This window comes from Pseudomonas sp. GQ91, assembly GCF_059758795.1.
Genome location: NZ_JCAXED010000004.1, coordinates 101,261 through 119,609, shown reverse-complemented (window position 1 = coordinate 119,609; position 18,349 = coordinate 101,261). Strand labels below are relative to the sequence as shown.

15 protein-coding genes and 3 pseudogenes are annotated in these 18,349 nt (G+C 61.3%); 12 read left to right on the top strand and 6 right to left on the bottom strand.

The annotated features are described in order from the left end of the window. Positions 1-60 precede the first annotated feature (60 nt). The 3 genes from AC6CIA_RS07415 (at position 61) to AC6CIA_RS07405 (ending at position 3,722) form a co-directional block, all read left to right on the top strand. Complete coding sequence (locus tag AC6CIA_RS07415) at positions 61-909, top strand: alpha/beta fold hydrolase (RefSeq protein WP_498311298.1); 849 nt, start codon at positions 61-63, stop codon at positions 907-909. Next, positions 906-2,102, top strand: coding sequence for a multidrug effflux MFS transporter (locus AC6CIA_RS07410; protein ID WP_498311297.1), 1,197 nt, complete (start codon positions 906-908; stop codon positions 2,100-2,102). The genes AC6CIA_RS07415 and AC6CIA_RS07410 overlap by 4 nt, the downstream gene beginning before the upstream one ends. Positions 2,103-2,510: 408 nt before the next feature. Beyond that, a complete protein-coding gene (locus tag AC6CIA_RS07405) occupies positions 2,511-3,722 on the top strand; it encodes an MFS transporter (RefSeq protein ID WP_498311295.1) in 1,212 nt (403 codons plus the stop codon). 6 nt (positions 3,723-3,728) lie between these two features. On the opposite strand, the gene AC6CIA_RS07400 is transcribed toward AC6CIA_RS07405, so the two are convergent. The 3 genes and pseudogenes from AC6CIA_RS07400 to AC6CIA_RS07390 all read right to left on the bottom strand — a co-directional run. Then, positions 3,729-4,229 carry a hypothetical protein gene (locus AC6CIA_RS07400; protein WP_498311294.1) on the bottom strand — a complete coding sequence of 167 codons (501 nt, stop codon included), beginning with the start codon at positions 4,227-4,229 and terminating at the stop codon, positions 3,729-3,731. Positions 4,230-4,379: 150 nt separating this feature from the next. Beyond that, positions 4,380-5,105, bottom strand: coding sequence for a methyl-accepting chemotaxis protein (locus tag AC6CIA_RS07395; protein WP_498311508.1), 726 nt, complete (start codon positions 5,103-5,105; stop codon positions 4,380-4,382). 132 nt (positions 5,106-5,237) lie between these two features. Then, positions 5,238-5,393: pseudogene (locus tag AC6CIA_RS07390) on the bottom strand (HAMP domain-containing protein); the annotation flags it as partial. Between the two features lie 1,367 nt (positions 5,394-6,760). Here AC6CIA_RS07390 and feaR point away from each other — a divergent pair. After that, positions 6,761-7,660 (top strand): transcriptional regulator FeaR, encoded by a 900-nt coding sequence (feaR, locus tag AC6CIA_RS07385; protein ID WP_498311293.1) that lies wholly within the window; start codon positions 6,761-6,763, stop codon positions 7,658-7,660. Positions 7,661-7,755: 95 nt separating this feature from the next. Here feaR and AC6CIA_RS07380 read toward each other — a convergent pair whose 3' ends face one another. Together AC6CIA_RS07380 and AC6CIA_RS07375 are read right to left on the bottom strand one after the other, a co-directional pair. Then, entirely contained in the window at positions 7,756-9,240 is a 1,485-nt protein-coding gene (locus AC6CIA_RS07380; RefSeq protein WP_498311292.1) for an aldehyde dehydrogenase family protein, read from the bottom strand. 139 nt (positions 9,241-9,379) lie between these two features. Next, the gene (locus AC6CIA_RS07375) at positions 9,380-9,856 is read right to left on the bottom strand and encodes a MarR family winged helix-turn-helix transcriptional regulator (protein ID WP_498311291.1); all 477 of its coding nucleotides are present in this window, start codon (positions 9,854-9,856) and stop codon (positions 9,380-9,382) included. A gap of 184 nt (positions 9,857-10,040) precedes the next feature. On the opposite strand from AC6CIA_RS07375, the gene AC6CIA_RS07370 reads away from it, so the two are divergent. From AC6CIA_RS07370 to AC6CIA_RS07350, 5 genes and pseudogenes are all read left to right on the top strand, one after another. Then, a complete protein-coding gene (locus AC6CIA_RS07370; RefSeq protein ID WP_498311290.1) occupies positions 10,041-10,664 on the top strand; it encodes an NIPSNAP family protein in 624 nt (207 codons plus the stop codon). 362 nt (positions 10,665-11,026) lie between these two features. Further along, positions 11,027-11,125 (top strand): annotated as a pseudogene (locus tag AC6CIA_RS07365) (aromatic-ring-hydroxylating dioxygenase subunit beta); the annotation flags it as partial. 11 nt (positions 11,126-11,136) lie between these two features. Continuing rightward, positions 11,137-11,346: pseudogene (locus AC6CIA_RS07360) on the top strand (SDR family NAD(P)-dependent oxidoreductase); the annotation flags it as partial. A 62-nt stretch (positions 11,347-11,408) separates the two neighbouring features. Next, a complete protein-coding gene (locus tag AC6CIA_RS07355; RefSeq protein ID WP_498311289.1) occupies positions 11,409-12,368 on the top strand; it encodes a PDR/VanB family oxidoreductase in 960 nt (319 codons plus the stop codon). Positions 12,369-12,379: 11 nt separating this feature from the next. Continuing rightward, positions 12,380-12,877, top strand: a complete 498-nt coding sequence (locus tag AC6CIA_RS07350) for a flavin reductase (protein WP_498311507.1) — start codon at positions 12,380-12,382, stop codon at positions 12,875-12,877. Positions 12,878-12,941: 64 nt separating this feature from the next. Here the strand turns inward: AC6CIA_RS07350 and AC6CIA_RS07345 are convergent, their stop codons facing one another. Next, positions 12,942-14,732 carry a sigma 54-interacting transcriptional regulator gene (locus AC6CIA_RS07345; protein ID WP_498311288.1) on the bottom strand — a complete coding sequence of 597 codons (1,791 nt, stop codon included), beginning with the start codon at positions 14,730-14,732 and terminating at the stop codon, positions 12,942-12,944. Positions 14,733-15,013: 281 nt separating this feature from the next. On the opposite strand from AC6CIA_RS07345, the gene AC6CIA_RS07340 reads away from it, so the two are divergent. The 3 genes from AC6CIA_RS07340 to AC6CIA_RS07330 all read left to right on the top strand — a co-directional run bounded on the left by AC6CIA_RS07340 (position 15,014) and on the right by AC6CIA_RS07330 (position 18,345). After that, complete coding sequence (locus tag AC6CIA_RS07340) at positions 15,014-16,489, top strand: benzaldehyde dehydrogenase (RefSeq protein ID WP_498311287.1); 1,476 nt, start codon at positions 15,014-15,016, stop codon at positions 16,487-16,489. A 57-nt stretch (positions 16,490-16,546) separates the two neighbouring features. Next, a complete protein-coding gene (locus AC6CIA_RS07335) occupies positions 16,547-17,314 on the top strand; it encodes a coniferyl-alcohol dehydrogenase (protein WP_498311286.1) in 768 nt (255 codons plus the stop codon). Positions 17,315-17,397: 83 nt separating this feature from the next. After that, a complete protein-coding gene (locus tag AC6CIA_RS07330) occupies positions 17,398-18,345 on the top strand; it encodes a SphA family protein (RefSeq protein WP_498311285.1) in 948 nt (315 codons plus the stop codon). The last annotated feature ends 4 nt before the right edge of the window (positions 18,346-18,349 follow it).

The following is an 18,349-nucleotide window of genomic DNA, read 5'->3' as shown; positions in this document are numbered from 1 at the left end:
TTTCGCGAGCAGGCCCGCTCCTGCGGCAGAGCCTTAACTGCACTTACGGAGCAAAAAACGATGTTCCCAGACAGCCGCTTTTTCACCAATCGCGCAGGCTTGCGTCTGCATTTTCTACGGTGGGGCGACCCGAGCGGCGTGCCCTTGCTGCTGTTGCATGGTTTGCGCGCCTATGCACAGACCTGGGAGTCGCTGGTCGAGGCACTGGGTGATGGTTATTGCATCTACGCCCTGGACCAGCGCGGTCGTGGACTGAGTGACTGGGCCCCGGCCGCCAGTTATCACACGCAGTCCTATGTCGAGGATCTGCAGGATTTCGTCGCCCATGCCGGCTTGCAGCGCTTCGTGTTGCTGGGGCATTCGCTGGGCGGCGCCAATGCGCTTGAATACGCACGGCAGACACCGGGGCGCCTGATGGGGCTGATCATCGAAGACATCGGGCCCGGGTCTTCGAGCCAGGGCGACGGTGCGGCGCGCATCCGCCGCGAGATGAACCAGACCCCCTTGCGGTTCGACGACTGGCAAGCCGCGCGCGCTTTCTGGCGGGCGTCACGCCCTGGTTTGTCGGAGCAGGGCCTGGCCTCCCGGCTGGCTCATTCGATGATGCAAAGCGCGGGCGCGATCACCTGGCGCCACGATCAGCAAGGCATCGCCGAGGCGCGCCTGAGCATCGAACCGACTGACCTGTGGCCGGCGGTGCGGGCCCTGGATTGTCCGACCTTGTTCATTCGCGGCGCGCGCTCGGACTTTCTGCCGGAGGCGACGCTGCAAGCCATGCGCGACAGCAATGCGCAGGTGCGCACGGCCGAAGTCGCGGACGCCAGCCATTATGTGCACGACGACCAGGGCGAGATCTTCAACCGGCTGGTCATCGAGTTTCTTGAAAGCCTCGCGATCCCCGGGCGATGAATGCGCGGGCGCGGCTGATTGCCTTGCTGTCATCGCTGACGGCCTTCGTGCCGTTTTCGATCGACACTTACCTGCCCAGCCTCCCGCAAATCGCCGAGGATCTATCGAGTAGCACCGCGCAGGTGCAACACACCATCAGCGCCTTTCTCGCCGGGCTGTGCCTGGGCATGTTGTTCTACGGTCCGCTGTCTGACCGTTATGGTCGCCGCCCACTGCTGCTCGGCAGTCTCGGGGTTTACGTGGTGGCGACCTTGGGCTGCCTGTTTGCCGGCAGCGTCGAGCAGTTGATTGCCTGGCGCTTTCTCCAGGCGCTGGGCGGGGCGGGCGCACTGGTGCTGGCCCGCACTGTCGCCAGAGATCTGGTGGGCCTGGCGCAGGCGGCCAAGGTATTGTCGTGGATGCACCTGCTGACCATGATGGCGACGCTGGTCGCGCCGATGATCGGCACCTGGCTGGTGCTGATCCAGGGCTGGCGTACGATCTTCGCCGCGTTGTTCATCCTGTCCAGCCTGTGCCTGTTGATGGTTGCGCTGGGTTTGAAGGAGAGCCTGCCGGTGCAGGAACGTGGTGCGTCAGTGAAGGCGGCCTTCGCGGCCTACCTCGCCATCGCCCGGCAGCCCAGGGCGGTGGCACTGATCCTGTGCATGTCCCTGGCGTTTGGTGGCATGTTCGCCTTTATCACCGCTTCGCCGTTTGTGTATGTCGTGTACTTCGGGGTGTCGCCACGGCTGTTCAGTGGATTGTTCGCGCTGAACATCCTCGGCATTATCCTGGTGACCTTCATCAACGCCCGCCGGGTGGGCCGTTACGGGCCGCAACGTATGCTGGGCGTGGGCGCCGTACTGGCGGGCGGGGCCGGGCTGGTGCTGATGGTCGTCGGGTTCACCGAATGGGGCGGGCTGGCGAGCATCGTGTGTTGCATGGTGCTTTACATGGGCGTGACCGGCTTGCTCGGGGCCAATTGCACGGCCAGCCTGATGACGTTGTTTCCACGCCAGGCCGGGGCGAGCGTCGCGCTGGGGATCTCGGTGCAATTCGCCACCGGGGCGCTGGCCAGTCTGTGGGTCAGCCACTTGGCCGATGGCACCGCGTGGCCCCTGTGCCTGGTGGTGGGATGTTGCGGCTTGGGTTGTCTCCTCGCCTATGCTGTCATTCTTCGCCTGTCTGCCTGCTCGGTCGCGGTGCAGGCGTGAGCCCGCTTGCGGGTGTGTTGTCAGCCTTGACCAAAAATCCGGCAATATTGGACATGCCAGCCAGGCCAATCCGCTACACACTGTAGGCGTGATCAGCAGAGCGGTGTCGTTCGGATGCGCATTACGCGGCCAATGCAATATTGGTTATCGATGCCTCCGGGGTGGCCATCGTGAAAGCCTGGAACCACAAGAAAATGTTGAGGCGGTTTCCCTACTTTGCCAATCCCAGACTTGATTTGGCATGAGACGCTCCGGTGGATTGCTCGGTGGACTTGCTCCCGCAGGCCGGCACGCTGGAAGGGGATTCGAATGTGTTTTATGTGCAAGGTTTCTCGCCAACTCAATGCCTACCGCGTAGGTCGTCGTTAAGCAAACTTGAGCCTCTGTTTATCAAGCCAGGATACTGAAATGAAAACTACAAAAAAAAATCCGATCGATAAAATATCCGTTTACCTGTGTGCAGGGCTGGTCTCGGGCGCGGGCGCACTGTTATTGAACGTGCTACCCGTGCTGTTTGGCGCGCTTTCGGAGCGTTTCGGGCTCGGCGAGCATCAACTGGGCAACCTCGCCATGGCCATGAACCTGGGGTTTGGGGCGCTCGGGCTGGCATCCTTGCTGTGGATCCACCGGCTCAGTTGGCGGATTATTTCGGCACTGTCGTCGGCGGTGGTGGTGGGCGCGGTGTTGTCTGTTTTACGCGACCCTTCCTATGAAATGCTGCTGATGATCATGGCCCTGGCCGGCGCCGGGACAGGCGCTTTGTATGCCCTGGCCATGACGATTTTCGGTGACAGCTCGCAGCCCGAGCGTGCGTTTGGTTTCAAGCTGGGGATCGAGACCGTGCCGGGGGCTTTACTGCTCATCCTGCTGCCGGTGGCGGTGGCGCCGGTCTGGGGCTTTGAAGGGATGCTGGTCACCATCGCCATTGCCATGGTGGTGATGGGTATCCTGCCGCTGCCTTGGGTGCCGCGCCGCAGCGAACGGCAATTGGATGCGTGCGATGCCTCGGTGCCGATTGCTACCGCCGAGAGTCGAGCCATCGTGTGGTTGAGCCTGGTTGCCAGCCTGGTGTTCCTGACCGGCATCATGTCTGTATGGGCGTTCCTTGAACTCATGGGGAAAAAGACCGGACTGACCTCCGATACCATCGGGATGGTGCTGGCATTGGGCTTTTTGATCAATGCAGGCGGTGGCTTCATCGCGTCGGCGATCGGCCTGAAAGTGGGGCGCTTCATGCCGGTGGCCGTGATCATCCTGGCGGAGCTGCTGGGCCTGGTGGCGCTGGCGCAGTTCTCTTCTCTTACCACTTACGTCGCTGGGGCTATCTGCTTTCTGTTTTCGATCGGCTTCGTGCTGGCTTATACCTTTGGCGTCATGGCTGAGTTCGACCTGTCGGGCAAACTCGTCGCGCTGGGTGCGCTGTGCCTGTCACTCGGTGCGGCATTCGGGCCGGCCATTGGTGGGTTCCTGATCGAGGAATTTGGCTACTCAGCGGTATTGGTGTTCTCTGGCGCTTGTTCGGTGGCGACCCTGGCTATCTATGGCGCTGCGGTGTTGAGAGCCCAGCTTGCGTTCAAGCGTACCCGGGATTCAGGCACCGCAGTCCTTTCCAGGCTGTGACGCCAGCTACTCAGCGCGCACCATGCTGTTGCGCTGAGCTTCGATGAACGCCGCCAGGCGCTCACTGGCGGTGGCGTAATCATCCTTGTCGGCCAGGGTAAATGCTTCAACCTGGACGTTCTCCTGGCGCAACACGTACTGATAGAAGTCTTGATGCCGTGCAGGTACCTGCGCGGCATCGGCGCGTAGCGCCTGGTAATACTCCTCGGTTGCCTGCGCCATGGTGCTGATCATGCGCTTGGGTGCCAGCCAGTAGTACAGCGCCGCTGACTGGCCTTTGAGCCACGCGTTGAAACGGTTGGGCGCCACACCCAATTGTGCCGTCGGCGCCGCATAGACTTCCTCGTTCAATACCTCCAGCGCGTGATAGCTGCCCCAGAACTGTCTGGCCGCCTGTGGCTGATCCCGCTCCAGAATGGCTCCGATGGCGTGGCGCGCCGTGGCGCGGTTGGTGATTTCCTTCTGCATCAGTGCCGCAAACGCGGTTTCATCGACGTCTGAATTCATATTCGTCTCGGCAAGTACAGAGGTGCATGTGAGTGATAACGCCAGCACAGCGATCTTGAACATAAGTGCATCCTGGGTGATGGAAAAAGGGCGTGGCCATCGCGCACGCGCGCAGGCGCTGAATGACCTCATGCGCCTGCCTGGCCTGTTTCAGGTCTTGAACTTCTGCACCAGCGCTTGTTGCTCCGTGGCCAGCCCGTTCAGTTGCTGGCTGATGCTCGCCGAGCGTTCGGCCTGGGTCGACAGCGAGGCCGTGACATCGCGCACCGCTACGACGTTGCGATTGATCTCCTCGGCGACGCTGCTCTGTTCTTCCGTGGCGCAGGCGATCTGCACGTTCATGTCGGTGATGATGCTGACGGCCTGGCGAATCTGCCCCAGCGCTTCAAGGGCCTGGCGCGCCTCGATGGCATTATGTTGGGCCAGGTCATGGCTTCGCTGCATCGCCGCCGTCACATCGTGGGTGCCGTTGTGCAGGTTTTTGATCACGGCGCCGATCTCTTCGACCGACGCCTGAGTGCGCTGGGCCAGGCTGCGGACTTCATCGGCCACGACCGCAAACCCGCGACCGGCATCACCGGCGCGCGCGGCTTCAATCGCGGCATTGAGGGCGAGCAGGTTGGTCTGCCGGGCAATCGAGAGGATGACCTCCATGACTGTGCCTATCTGTTGACTGCTCGACGCCAACGCTTGCAGGCGCATCATGCCTTCGCTCATGCCTGCGGCCAGCGCCTGGATGCCCTGGGTGGTGTTTTCGATCACGCGCACCCCATTGCTGGTGGCCTGGTCGGCATGCCGCGCGGCATCCGCTGCCTGCGCGGCGCTCTGGGCGGCATCCTGCGAAGTCGCTGACATTTCATGCAGGGCGGTGGCCATTTGTTCGAACTCGCGAATCTGCTGCTGCATGCCGGCGTGTGTGAGGCTGGCGACTTGGGCCGACTGATCGGCCGTCTCGCGAGCGTTGTGTACGGCCCCCTGTACCGCGGCGATCACCGGTTGCAATTGGTCCAGAAACCGATCAAAGGCGTTGCACAATCGGCCCAGCTCATCCTTGGCCGGGTATGCCAGGCGCCGGGTGAGGTCTCCTTCGCCATCGGCGATGTCCTCCAGCAGTCGAGCCACCCGCAGCAGGGGGCGGGTTACGCTGCGGGCCGTCAGCCACATCATTGCGACCCCCAGTATCGCCGCGGCAAAGCCCAGGGCGAGTTCAAGCAGCAGGCTTCTTACCCGCTGTGCCTGCATTTGGTCCTTCAAGGTGACCACCGGGGCGGCCAGTACCTCTTTTGCGACGTTGACCATCACGCCCCACGGCGTTGCATCGGCAAAGGGGCGAATCGGCACGATCACGCTGATCCGCTGGTCGGTTTCAAGGGTTCGAACCTGTGCCTTGCGCATGGCCTCAAGCACATCTGCGGCCTGGGCGGGAAGGGTTGCCTGCAACTGCTTGCCCAGTTGCTCCGGGTGAAGGCTGTTGCCGGCGATCACGCCCGCCGCACTCACAATCGAGATGCCGCCCTGGCCGTCATAAAGAGTGGCGCTCGCTTTTCGAGCATCCTGTTGCAAGGTCTCCAGGCTGATGTCCAGGCCCAGTACCGCCACGACTTTGCCGTTTTCAATCAGTGGCAAGGCAATAGTGGTGACCAGCCGCGCCGGTGCGCTCGAATGGTCGACGTAGGGGTCGAGCAAGCACGCTTTGGCGTGGTCGCGGGCGCAGGTGAAAAATATATTGAACGGCGCGCCACTGGGGCCTGGAGAGGTATCGGCCAGGAGCTTTTCATCGCCCGGGACCATTTCCAGCTGGCCGGGCGAGGGCTGCAGCCAGTACATCGAGAAGCGCCCGCTATCGTTGCTGGCCAGCGCGTTCTGGCCGATGAAGTCGGCATCGTGCCCATCCAATGCATCAGGTTCGAAAGCAACGAACAGACCCAGCAATTCAGGGCGTCCGGTAATTGCCTGGTGCAGTACCTGCGCCAGTTCCTGCCTCAAGGCGCGGGACGCCGCAGGGTCCTTGTCGGCGCGATCGCGCAGGTGCATCACCTGGCGACTGAGCCCTTGACCGAACTCGTAGGCTCGGCTGAACCCCTGTTGAATAGCCAGGGCCTGGGACTGGCCTTCGGCCTGCAAGTTGTTTTGGGCCGCCGTGAGCAACAGTTGGCCGGAGGCATCGACGATCAAGTCCTCACTGGTCTGACGTTGCTCAAGGGAGAGCCCCACGACGAGTGCCAGTACGGTAGCCAGGCAGACACTGGCCAGCAGGGCGATCTTGTTTTGAATGCTCAATGCGAGGGTCATAGTGTGTTCGATTCCGCGGCGCTGGGTTGACACCGCAGGCTATCGGGCTTGGGCCGCAAACTATATGGGCTGGCGCTCTGGCACAAAGGCTTGGCAACGGCAGACAAGGATAACGTCCACCCAGTAATTTCATTCTCGAGTTGGCCCGCTCTGTGCTTATCCCCTTTCACTGATCTGTTTTGTTACCGAAATCACGTGAAAAGAGCACTAATTTCGGGCGTGCCCCGGGGAGAATATCTATGAGTGGTCAAGCATTGTCGGCATGGAACGAAAGTGTGCGCGCGGCCTGCGGTCGTTTCGAAACGCGCTATGACCACTGCCAGAGCCTTTTCATTGGAGAAATTAAACAAACGCAGGTGGGCAGCACAGCTGTCGCCCACATTCGTAGCAATGCCAATGTGATTGCCAAGGCAAGTCGCTCAAGTCCACGCGACTCATTGGCCCGGTGTTTCCTTGTGTTACAGCAGCAGGGCTCGATGGCTATCGAGCTGGGTGATCGGGTCGTTGACCTGCGGGCAGGTGATCTCGCTTTGCTCGATTTCACCGACGCGGTGAAAATGACCCCCAAGGGGTTGTTCTCCCATGTGTCGATCCCTTTGCCGCTTGAGTTGTTCAAAGGCCTGGACCGTAGCCGTTTCGGCAAGCTGTCGACCACGGGTGTCTGTGGCCAACTGCTTGGCACGCTGGTGCGTCAGGTCGCTGGCGGCGAGCTGGCTCAGTGGTCTTGCCCGCAGGATGGTGATGGTGTGCAAAGGGCGTTGGTTGCCTTGCTTGAGTCGGTGCTGGAGTACCGGGCGAGCGACCATTCGCCGGGTTGGCAGTTGCATGAAGTGCAATCCGTCATCCAGCAAAGGCTTGACTCTCCGCGATTGTCACCCGCGTTGCTGTCCGAGGAGCTGGGCATTTCCAGCCGCCAGCTGTACAGGCTGTTCGAGGCGAGTGGCGATAGTGTCTGCCGTTACATCCTGCGTGAGAGGCTGTTGAAGGCTGCGCAGGATCTTCGTGATCCCGTTTGCGCACATCGCTCAATTACCGATATCGGCAGCTATTGGGGGTTTGCCGACTCGGCGCATTTTTCCAAGACGTTCAAGAAACAAATGGGCCTCACACCGAGTATCTACAGAAGTAGGGGGCACTGATCCTGACACCCACCGGTTGAGTGACGGCTTGGCAGCCTGCATTTGCAAGACTGCCCAGTCCGCGCTGTCGCGAACAGCGTCGCTATTGAAGCTTTTTAGTAGCGGATGATCACGGATTTCAGTTCGGTGTAATCGTCGATAAATGCACTGCCGAATTCGCGACCGACCCCCGAAGCCTTGATCCCGCCAAATGGCACGCTGGGGTCAACGAACGTGTGCATGTTGACCCACACCGTGCCCGCTTCGATTCGCGGGATCAGGCGCAATGCCTTGGACAGGTCGTTGGTCCAGATGCTGGCGGTAAGGCCGAACGGACTGTCGTTCATCAGCGTGAGCAATTCTTCTTCATCGTCGAACGCGAGCACGCACACCACCGGGCCGAAGGTTTCCTCGTGCAGCAGTGGATCGTCCTTGCCGGTGGCCACGATCAGCGTCGGTTCCACGTAGTAACCGGCACGGTCCACGGCACGCCCACCGCACACCACTTGGTTGCCCTGCAGGGCGCGGTCGAAAAAACCGAGGATTTTGTCGAAGTGCGGCTTGTTCGACAGCGGTCCGAACTGGGCGTGCTCATCCAGGGGCGAACCGATGACCATCTGCGACAACATCGCCGCCATCTTCTGTGTCACTGGCTCGACAAGGGAGCGGTGCACGTACAGGCGCTCGGGCGACGCGCACACTTGGCCCTGGTGCACATAGGCCGCCTGCACGAAGCGCGCCACGGCGTCGTCCACATTCGCGTCGGCCAGCAGCGCGGCGGCATTCTTGCCGCCCAGTTCCAGGGTGACCCGGGTCAGGTCGGCGGCCATCGCGGCCTTGCCCACGGCAATGCCGGTGGGCACCGAACCGGTGAACGAGACCTTGCGCACGCCAGGGTGTTCGATCAACTGCTGGCCAATCTGGCCGCGGCCGTTGACCACGTTGATCACGCCAGCCGGAATCCCGGCCTCGATCGCCAGTTCAGCCAGACGCAGCAGGGACAACGGTGTGTATTCGCTGGGTTTGAGCACTACGGTGCAGCCGGTGGTCAGCGCGGCGCCCAGCTTCCATACACCGATCATCAGCGAGAAGTTCCACGGCACGATGGCCGCCACCACACCCACTGGCTCACGCAGGGTGTAGGCGCTGTACTGCTCGCCGTCCATCGAGGGAAACGAAGGGGTCATGGTCTGGCCGCCGATCTTGGTCGCCCAGCCGGCGAAATAACGCAGGAACACTGCGCTTTGGCCTACTTCGATATGGCGCGACAGATTGATCGACTTGCCGGAACTCACGGTTTCCAATTGCGCCAGCTCTTCGCCGTTGGCCTCGATCAGATCGGCCAGGCGATTGAGCAACACGCCGCGCTGGTAGGGCGTGACCTGAGCCCAGGCGCCCTTGAAGGCGGCGGCGGCGCTGTCGACGGCCAGGTTTACATCCTCGGCCTGAGCCTCACGCAGGTGCGCGACGGTCTCGCCGGTACCGGGGTCGACCAGGCCGATGCGCTGGGCAGACGCGCTGGTGTGCACGGCGCCATCGATGAAGTTGGAATGATCGCGTCCCAGGAAGGCAAGGACTGAGGGCAGTAAGGCAATGTGCATGGCGGCGCTCCAATGAAAGGATCGTCGCGCCCATAGGGCGCTCGAAAGACCTCTGCATTAAAAGCTGATGCACGCATGGCTGCTTGTGCGAGCCTGCCAGGGGTTTGGATATGCCGGACAGCCATCCGCCGGCCCTGGCTCAGGGTTCGCCGAGGTTATCGAACACCGTTTCGAGCAAGCGGCTCAAGCGTTGAATCTGTGCTTGCGTCATGCCGGCGAAGCTGCGTTTGAATACGTCACGGGTCGCCACCTGGATGCGTTCGATCGCCGCGCGGCCCTCGGCGGTAATCCGCACCTGGGTGACCCGGCCGTCGTCCGCGCAAGGCGCGGTATCCACCAGGCCGTCTTCCTTCATGCGATAGACCGTCTTGGTGATGGTCGACAGCTTGGCGATCGCGTGGGTGGAAATTTCGGAAATGCTCGACTGGCCGTTCTCCTTGAGGATGAGCAGCACGCGCCAGCGCGGGATATCCAGGCCGATTTTCTTCAGCGCCTTTTCCATGTACTGGCTGTAGCGGCCATGCACCATCGCCAGCCAATAGAACGGAAAGTCTTCCTTGTGAAAGTTTTCGCTGCCGGGGTCGTAGCGGTTTGCGGTTTTTTTTGCAGAAGTCATGGCGTGCTCATGTCAGGGGAGGCGGCTAATCATAGACTTTTCTCGTGATTTCGGTGCGATTATTGAAAGACTGGCGGTGCGCTGAGGGTTGCATGAAGAGTCTGAAATTTGATTGACAATTCACGTAATTTTCGGTGAGTGTGAAAAGGCGGTCGCGGCGTGCGCATCGCCCCTGGAGACTGCCATGAAACTGTTCGAATTGTTGACCTTTACCCTGCGTGTACGAACCGTGCCTCAAGCCTTGCCGCGCCTTGAACAGAGCCTGCGGGAGGCGGGCGAGGGGGTTCATTTGCTGGGCTGCTGGGTGTCGGAAATAGGCGCGCAGAATCGTATCGCGGTCCTGCGCGGGTTCGATGATGGCGGCTGCCGCGAACGCGAGCGCGAACGTTATCTGGCGGCGGCCGATGGGTTCGCGATTGGCGAATTTCTGCTTGATCAGCAAGTGGGCGATTACACCGCCTTCGCTTTTGTCGAGCCTCTACCTGCCGGGGCTCATGGTCCGTTCTATGAGTTGCGCGAATACAATCTGGTACCCAGTGGGCTGGCGCCGACACTGCAGGGTTGGCGCAAGGCCGTGGAGCGACGCACCGGCGCGGAGTACTCCCAGGTGTATGCCGCGTTCTATGCCACCAGCGGGCAGATTCCGCGCTACCTGCACATCTGGCCCTACAGGTCGCTGGAGCAGCGTATTGAGGTGCGCGGCCGCGCTGTGGCCGACGGCGCCTGGCCACCGGAAAATTCCGCACCGCAGCTGCTGCAGATGCACTCCACCGTGTACTTGCCGGCGCCTTTCTCGCCGTTGCGCTAAAGGCACGTGCGGCGCGCTTTCATACCCTTCCGTCATGCGGCTTGGTTTTTCTATCAGGCCTGCTCAGATATTGGCTATTTATTTTCATAAAAAATAGATAATTTTTTATCGTTAGGCTGAAAATTTTTTAGCCAGGAATGACTATTTTATTAATTTAAAACAAAGTGTTATTTGGTTTTTTGTGGGTTTTGTCTATGAAAAAATACGTGATTAGTGTTGTTTTTTGTTGGGGTAAATAAATTGACAATTCACGTGAATAGGGTCAGATTTATCCCGGCGACACCCACAAAAACAAAGGTCACCACCATGCCGACTCCTCCCGCTCGCGCTGCCCGCGCAGCAGCCCTTCACGCCGAAGCCCCGAGCTGATCCGTGGCGAAGGTGGCTTCAAGATCCAACGCAAGGTGGTCAGCCTTATCAACAGTGACGATGCCCTCGCCGGTATCGGCTACATCCTTTAAGGAGCGTCGACATGAGCCAGATCGCATTGGTGACGGGTGCGGGGCAGGGCCTGGGCCAGCATTTCTGCGCCAGCCTGCTGCGGGCCGGGTACTCGGCGGTGATTACCGACCTCGAGCTTGAAGCCGCACAAGCGTGCGCCAAACAGTTGGACCCAGGCGCAGAGCACACGCTTGCGCTGCAATTGGACGCCGGCAGCAAGGCCGATTTCGAAGTGGGCTTGTTCATGCGCTGACTGAAAGCGGCCGCCACAGCGGCCTTTGCGAACTCCATGGAATAACGACCATGACTGAAGAACTGTTGGACGTCGTCGTGCGCAAGCGCGAGCTGCAAGGGGACGGCGTTGTCGTCCTGGACCTGATCCGGCGCGACGGCACGCCGCTGCCGGTGTTCGATGCCGGTGCACACGTGGATATCCATATTGGCCCGGGGCTGGTGCGCCAGTACTCGCTGTGCAGCAACCCCGCCGACCCGAGCCTGTATCGCTTGGGTGTGCTCAAGGACCCTGCCTCACGTGGCGGATCGGTCGGGGTGCACGACACCCTGCTCGAAGGCCGCGAGTTGCTGATCAGCGTGCCACGCAATCTGTTCCCGCTGGCGGTCGAGGCGCGGCGTTCGGTGCTGCTGGGCGGCGGGATCGGCATCACGCCGATGATCTCCATGGCTTATGCGCTGCACGCGGCCGGCAAAACCTTCGAACTGCATTACTGCGGGCGTGAGCGCGGCCGCAGTGCGTTTCTGGCAGAACTGGCCAGCGCTCCGTTTGCCGCGCAGGTGTTCACCCACTTCGATGATGAAGGTGCCGAACAGAAGCTTGACCTGGCCAAGGTGCTGGGCCAGGGCGAGGCCGGGGTACACATGTATACCTGCGGCCCCGCAGGTTTCATGGACTGGGTGATCCAGGGCGCACGCGACCAGGGCTATACCGAGGCGCACATCCACAAGGAATATTTCCAGGTGGAAGTGGACAGCTCTGGCAGCAGCTTTGAAGTGGTTGCCGCACGCAGCGGCAAGACCGTCCAGGTGGCGGAAGGGCAGAGCATTCTCGCCGCACTGGCGCAGGTCGGCATCAAGATCGAGATTTCCTGCGAGCAGGGTGTGTGCGGGACCTGCCTGTGCGATGTGCTCGAGGGCGAGCCGGACCATCGTGACGTGTACCTCACGGACGATGAAAAGGCCGGCAATGAGCAAATTCTAGTGTGCTGTTCACGAGCCAAATCCAAAAAACTCGTGCTGGATATCTAAGGGGAATGACCATGGTAGACGTAGGCAACTTTCGCAATGCAATGGCCATGCTTGGCGGTGCCGTGTCGGTCATCACCACCGATGGCGCGGCAGGCCGGTTCGGGTTTACCGCCTCGGCGGTGTGCAGCGTGACCGATTCACCACCCACGCTGCTGGTGTGCATGAACCGTTCTTCCCATTCCAACGAGCATTTCAAGCGTAACGGCTCGGTGTGCGTGAACACGCTGTGCGGCGATCATCAACAGCTGTCCGGTGCCTTCGCCGACCGTACGCTGACGATGGATGAACGCTTCGCCGTCACAGAGTGGACCACCCTGGAAAGCGGTGCGCCGGTGATGCTCGAAGCGCTGGTGAATTTCGACTGCCGCATCGCGCAGGTCCACGAGGTGGGCTCCCACAGTATTTTTTACTGCGAAATCCAGACCATTCGCCAGAGCGGCGCGGACGAGGGCCTGGTGTATTTCAATCGTGCCTACCACCGGCTGGGCGAAGCATCGAAGGCCTGCTGAGCCTCGCCACTGGTGCTCGGCGTGCCCCGTAGCCAAGCCGAGGCGCGGGCTCTGACCTCGAGGATCAAGACGCTTGGGAGCGTTGAGGTAGGTGGCGCTGATGCTTCTTCAATCGATAGGCGAACTGTGCCCGACTCAACCCCAGCAGTCTCGACGCGGCTGCAAGATTTCCCGCACTCTGTTGCAAGGCTTCGTTGATCAGGCGGGATTCGAGGCCGTCGATGGAAAACCCTTGATCCAGCTGGCCCAGGGTTTCCAGCAACGCCGATGGTTTATCGGGGTGGGGTGGGCGTAGATCGGTGGTCGACAGGCCTCCTTGGTCGTCCAGGCCATAGGGATCCGCTGGCATGGCTTCATTGCGAAACAGATGCACCAGGTCGATGGCCTGACCTTCGTCACTGGCGATCAGGCCGCGCTCGATCAGGTTTTGCAGCTCCCGCACGTTGCCCGCGTAGTCATAGCGCAGCAGTACCTTCAGGGCGCGCATGGTCAGGCCTGCCGGAGTGCGGGCATATTCCCGGCAGAAGCGCGTGAGGAACGCGTTGATCAGCAGTGGGATGTCATCGCGGCGTTCGCGTAGCGGGGGCAGGGCGATGGGGTAGACATTGAGACGGTAGAAAAGGTCTTCGCGAAACGAACCGTCCGCCACGGCCTTGCGCAGATCAATATTGGTTGCCGCCACCACCCGCACATCGACTTTGATCCCGCGCACGCCGCCGACCCGTTCGATTTCCCGCTCCTGCAAGGCGCGTAGCAGCTTGCTTTGTCCGGCCAGGCTGAGGCAGGTGATTTCATCGAGAAACAGCGTCCCGCCCTGAGCCCGCTCAAACCGTCCGGGGCGCGATTGAGTTGCGCCAGTATAGGCACCGCGCTCGACGCCAAAGAGTTCGGCTTCGATCAGGTTATCCGGGATTGCCGCGCAATTGAGTGCGATAAAGGGGCGGTCGTGGCGGCCGCTGAGTTGGTGCAGCTGGCGCGCGAACATTTCCTTGCCGACCCCGGACTCACCACTGATCAGCACGGTGGCGGAGGTCAGCGCGACCCGTTGCAAGGCCTGAGTCGCGGCATTGAAGGCTGCGCTGGCACCAATCAATGGTTGCTGCTGGCCGCCCTGGGCGCCGCAGCTCACTGGGCTGTCGGGCAAGGGCGCGGCGGCGGGGCGGGTGACGGTTTGGGAGACGTTCAGATAACTCAGGTCTTGCTCAACGTCGCCCCATTGTGCGCACGTCTTGCCTATCACCCGGCAACACCTGTGGCCCATGCCCCGGCATTCCACCTCACGGAAGATCACCATCTGCCCGAACAGACCGCTGACAAAACCCATGGCATAACCGGTCTCGGTCCAGCATACCGGGTCCTGGCCGGTGCCATAGGTGGCGACGTGTTCATCGGCCTCGCAGGAGTGGTGCCAGAGAAACTCGCCCTCATAGAAACCTGAGTCGGCGTCGAATTTAAAGTGCAAGGGTTCGACTTTGGTCATGCCTTCCAGGGTATGCAGGTGCGTCCCGGCGCGAAACACGGCGGCGGCATCGGCCTGCGGCCAGCGTTCGCGTATCAGTCGGGCATCCCGCGCGCCGCACGCGTAACCCGCACGGGTAAACAGTCCACGGGCCTGCTCCAACCCCAGGCGTTCAATGATCTCCGCACGCAGGGCACCGAAGGAAGCGCTATGCAATAACACCATGCGTTGGTCGTTGAGCCAGATACGCCCGTCTTCGGGAGAAAAGAACAGGCAGTCGGTCAGCTCTGCCGATGTCGGCGAACTGCTGTCGCTGAGCTGACGGCTGTCACCGCGCGGATGGAATGGCTCGCAGGTAACCGAGCGCTCAGACGGAAAGCTGTGGGGATTAGTCATTGTTATGCCCCTGGAAAGCGAATGAACGTTATGAGCAACTGTGCAGATAGTTATTAAACATAACCTTATCAATTGAACAAGTGCCCGCTGTGGGGTTTCTGCCATCGAGGCGCGCACTGTCTGCGACCTTGTGCCGGCAGGCCACGGGTTAGAGCCTTTGGCATTTTATCTGTGGGCCACTCCCGACAATCGGCACAGCCTTTGCTCAAGCCTGGGTGCGGCGTTTGCGCCGGCCCATGTGCCGTGCAAGCGATGACAATTACAAGAACCGGGAGTGCGCAATGTCAGTGTCTGAAACTATCCCTCTATTGCCACGGGCGCTTGAGTCCGAATGCATCTTCAATGGTGACTGGGTACCTGCCTCGGGTTCCGTGATACCGGTGATCGAACCTGCCACTGGCGAGCGCTTGATGCGTTGCGCGATGGCCGATGTAGTCGATATGGCCACGGCCTGCCGCAGTGCGGCGTTGGCCCAGCCAGCGTGGGCCGCGCTTGGCCCTCGAGAGCGAGCCGAGGTGTTTCGCCGGGCCGCGGGATGGGCCCAGCAGTCGTTTGCCGAACTGGCGTTGTACGTCGCCCGGGAAACGGGAGCCGCGCTGTTCAAGGGCGAGCATGAAGTCCGCGAAGCGATCGTCCTGTTGCATCAGGCCGCCGGCCTGCTTTCGCAAGCCCACGGGGTGGTGCTGCCGAGCGCAGCGGGGCGCTTGTCCTATGCACGGCGTCAGCCCCACGGGGTGGTGGGGGTGATCTCGCCGTTTAATTTCCCCTTGGTGTTGTCGCTGCGCTCGGTGGCGCCGGCCTTGGCCACGGGCAATGCCGTGGTGCTCAAGCCCGACCCGCAGACCCCCGTCAGCGGCGGCTTCATCATCGCCCGGCTGTTCGAGGCGGCGGGTCTGCCCAAGGGGCTGCTGCAGGTATTGCCTGGCCCGGCCCCTGTCGGCGAGGCGCTGTGTCGCGATCCGAATGTGCGGATGATCGCCTTTACCGGTTCCACGGGGGCCGGGCGCAAGGTGGCGGAGGTAGCCGGACGGCATCTGAAAAAAGTCGCGCTTGAACTGGGTGGGAAAAACCCGCTGATCATTCTCGAGGATGCCGACCTGGACCTGGCCGCGAGCAATGCGGCTTGGGGCGCCTGGCTGCACCAGGGACAGATCTGCATGGCGACCGGGTTGATTCTCGCCCACGAGTCCATCGTCGCCAGCCTGACCCGCAAGCTGGTGGACAAGGCCCGGGCCCTGACCGTGGGCAATGCCGCCCGTGGTGAAGCGGTGCTTGGTCCGTTGATTAACCAACGGCAATTGCAGCGAGTGCATGACATTGTCAACGACAGCGTGCAGGCCGGTGCACGTCTGGAAGCGGGCGGCGAATTTGACCGACTGTTCTATCAACCAACCGTGCTCAGCGGTGTACGCCCGGGGATGCGCGCCTTTGAGGACGAAATCTTCGGGCCGGTCGCGACGGTGGTGAGTTTTTCCAGTGACGAGGAGGCCGTCGAACTGGCCAATCGTACTGAATACGGGCTCTCGGCAGCGATCATCTCGCCGTCGGTGGGGCGCGCCATGGCGATTGGCGAGCGGTTGGATTGCGGCCTGCTGCACATCAACGACCAGACCGTGGCCGACGAATGCGTCAACCCGTTCGGCGGGCGCGGCGCGTCGGGCAATGGTGGCAGTGTGGGCGGTCCGGCCGACTGGGACGAGTACAGCCAGTGGCAATGGGTCACCGTGAAAAATACGCCGCCGGCTTACCCCTTCTGAGCCGGGGCTCATTGGATTGCTATGCGCGTGCCTATACAACAATAAGAGGGCTTGAACATGAACCTGCAGAATAAAACCCTGATCGTCACCGGCGTCGCATCCGGCATCGGCGCCGAATTGGCGCGTCTGGCACGTTTCCAGGGGGCCACGGTGATCGGTGTCGATCGTCATGAGCCGCAGTTGACCCTGGATGGTTTCTTCCAGGCCGACCTCGGCGACCCTGCCAGTATCGATGCCTTGGTGGCGTGTTTGCCGGCGCGAGTCGATGCCCTGTGCAACGTCGCTGGCGTGCCCGGTACTGCATCGGTACAGGCCGTGGCCGACGTCAACTATCTGGGGTTGCGCCATCTCACGCACAGGCTGCTGCCGCGTATGCCGGCGGGCGGCAGTGTCGTGAATGTCGCCTCGATCCTTGGCGCGCAATGGCCACAACGCCTGGAACTGCACAAGGCGCTGGCAGCCACCGAAAGCTATGCGGCAGGTCGCCAGTGGCTGGCGTCCAATCCAGTGGAACAGGCCAGTTGTTATCAGTACTTCAAGGAAGCGCTGATCGTCTGGAGCTTTCAGCAAGCATGCCGCTGGTTTCGTGATCACGCGGTGCGTATCAACTGCGTGGCGCCAGGTCCGGTGTTCACGCCGATCCTCGGGGACTTTGTCAACATGCTCGGGCCAGAACGGGTGGCCCAGGACAGTCTGCGTATGACGCGTCCCGCGCTGGCTGATGAGGTGGCGGCGGTGATCGCCTTCCTTTGCTCGGACGCCGCGCGCTGGATCAACGGGGTCAATCTGCCGGTGGACGGAGGCTTGGCGGCCACCTACGTGTAGCGGTTGCCCCTGCGGCAAACCCCGGTGTCGGCGCCAACGCGCCGGGGATCTTGAACAACAATAAAAAATACAGGACTTACAAGATGCTCAAGCCAATCTTGCGGGTGGCTGCGGCCACTGTTTTTGTCGCACTGTCGTCTATCGCGCACGCTTATGACCTGCCCGGGATGAACCTGGGCACCACCAGTTTCTATGATGGCTCCCCGGCTCCAGCGGGGCCCGGCTGGTATCTGGAGCAATACCTGACGTACTCCCGGGCCAGCCGTTTCAATGATGCCAATGGCAACAAACTGCCCTTGCCCCGGCAGGATCTGGAGGTCATCGCGCCGACCACGCAAATTATTTATGTCGGCCAGCCCTGGGCGAATGGCGCGATGCCCGGCTTTACCCTGATCAATACATCGCTGGCCCAGGTCGATGTCGATGATGGTTTGAACAATGCGGCACTCAGTTCCCGTTCGGGATTGGGCGACCTGGTGCTTGGCGCTTTTCTGCAACTGCCGACCCTGACCCGGGCCGACGGCAGCCCACTGCTGACTCAACGTATCGAGGCTGATGTAGCGATACCGCTAGGCGCCTATGATCGCCAGCGTTCGATCAACCCGGGCAGTCACTTCTGGTCGTTCAACCCCTATTACGCAGCGACTTACTGGTTCAGCCCCAAATGGTCGGCGAGTGGGCGTTTCATGTATCTGTGGAACGGCAAGAACGATGATCCGCAAGCGGCCTTTGGTGATGTCTCCGATACCCAGGCCGGCCAGGCCTTGCATGCCAACCTGACCCTGCAATACGCGCTCACTGAGCAATTGAGCGTGGGGTTGAATGGCTACTGGTTGAGGCAGATTACCGACACCGAGGTTGAGGGGCACGCCGTCAGCGGCCGCCGGGAAAAGGTCTGGGCGATTGGGCCGGGACTGATTTACACCTTCAGCCGGGAAAACCTCCTGACGCTGAACACCTACTTCGAACAACAGGCCGAGAATCGCTCCGAGGGCAGTAAACTGGTGCTCAATTGGCTTCACAAATTCTAGGCTG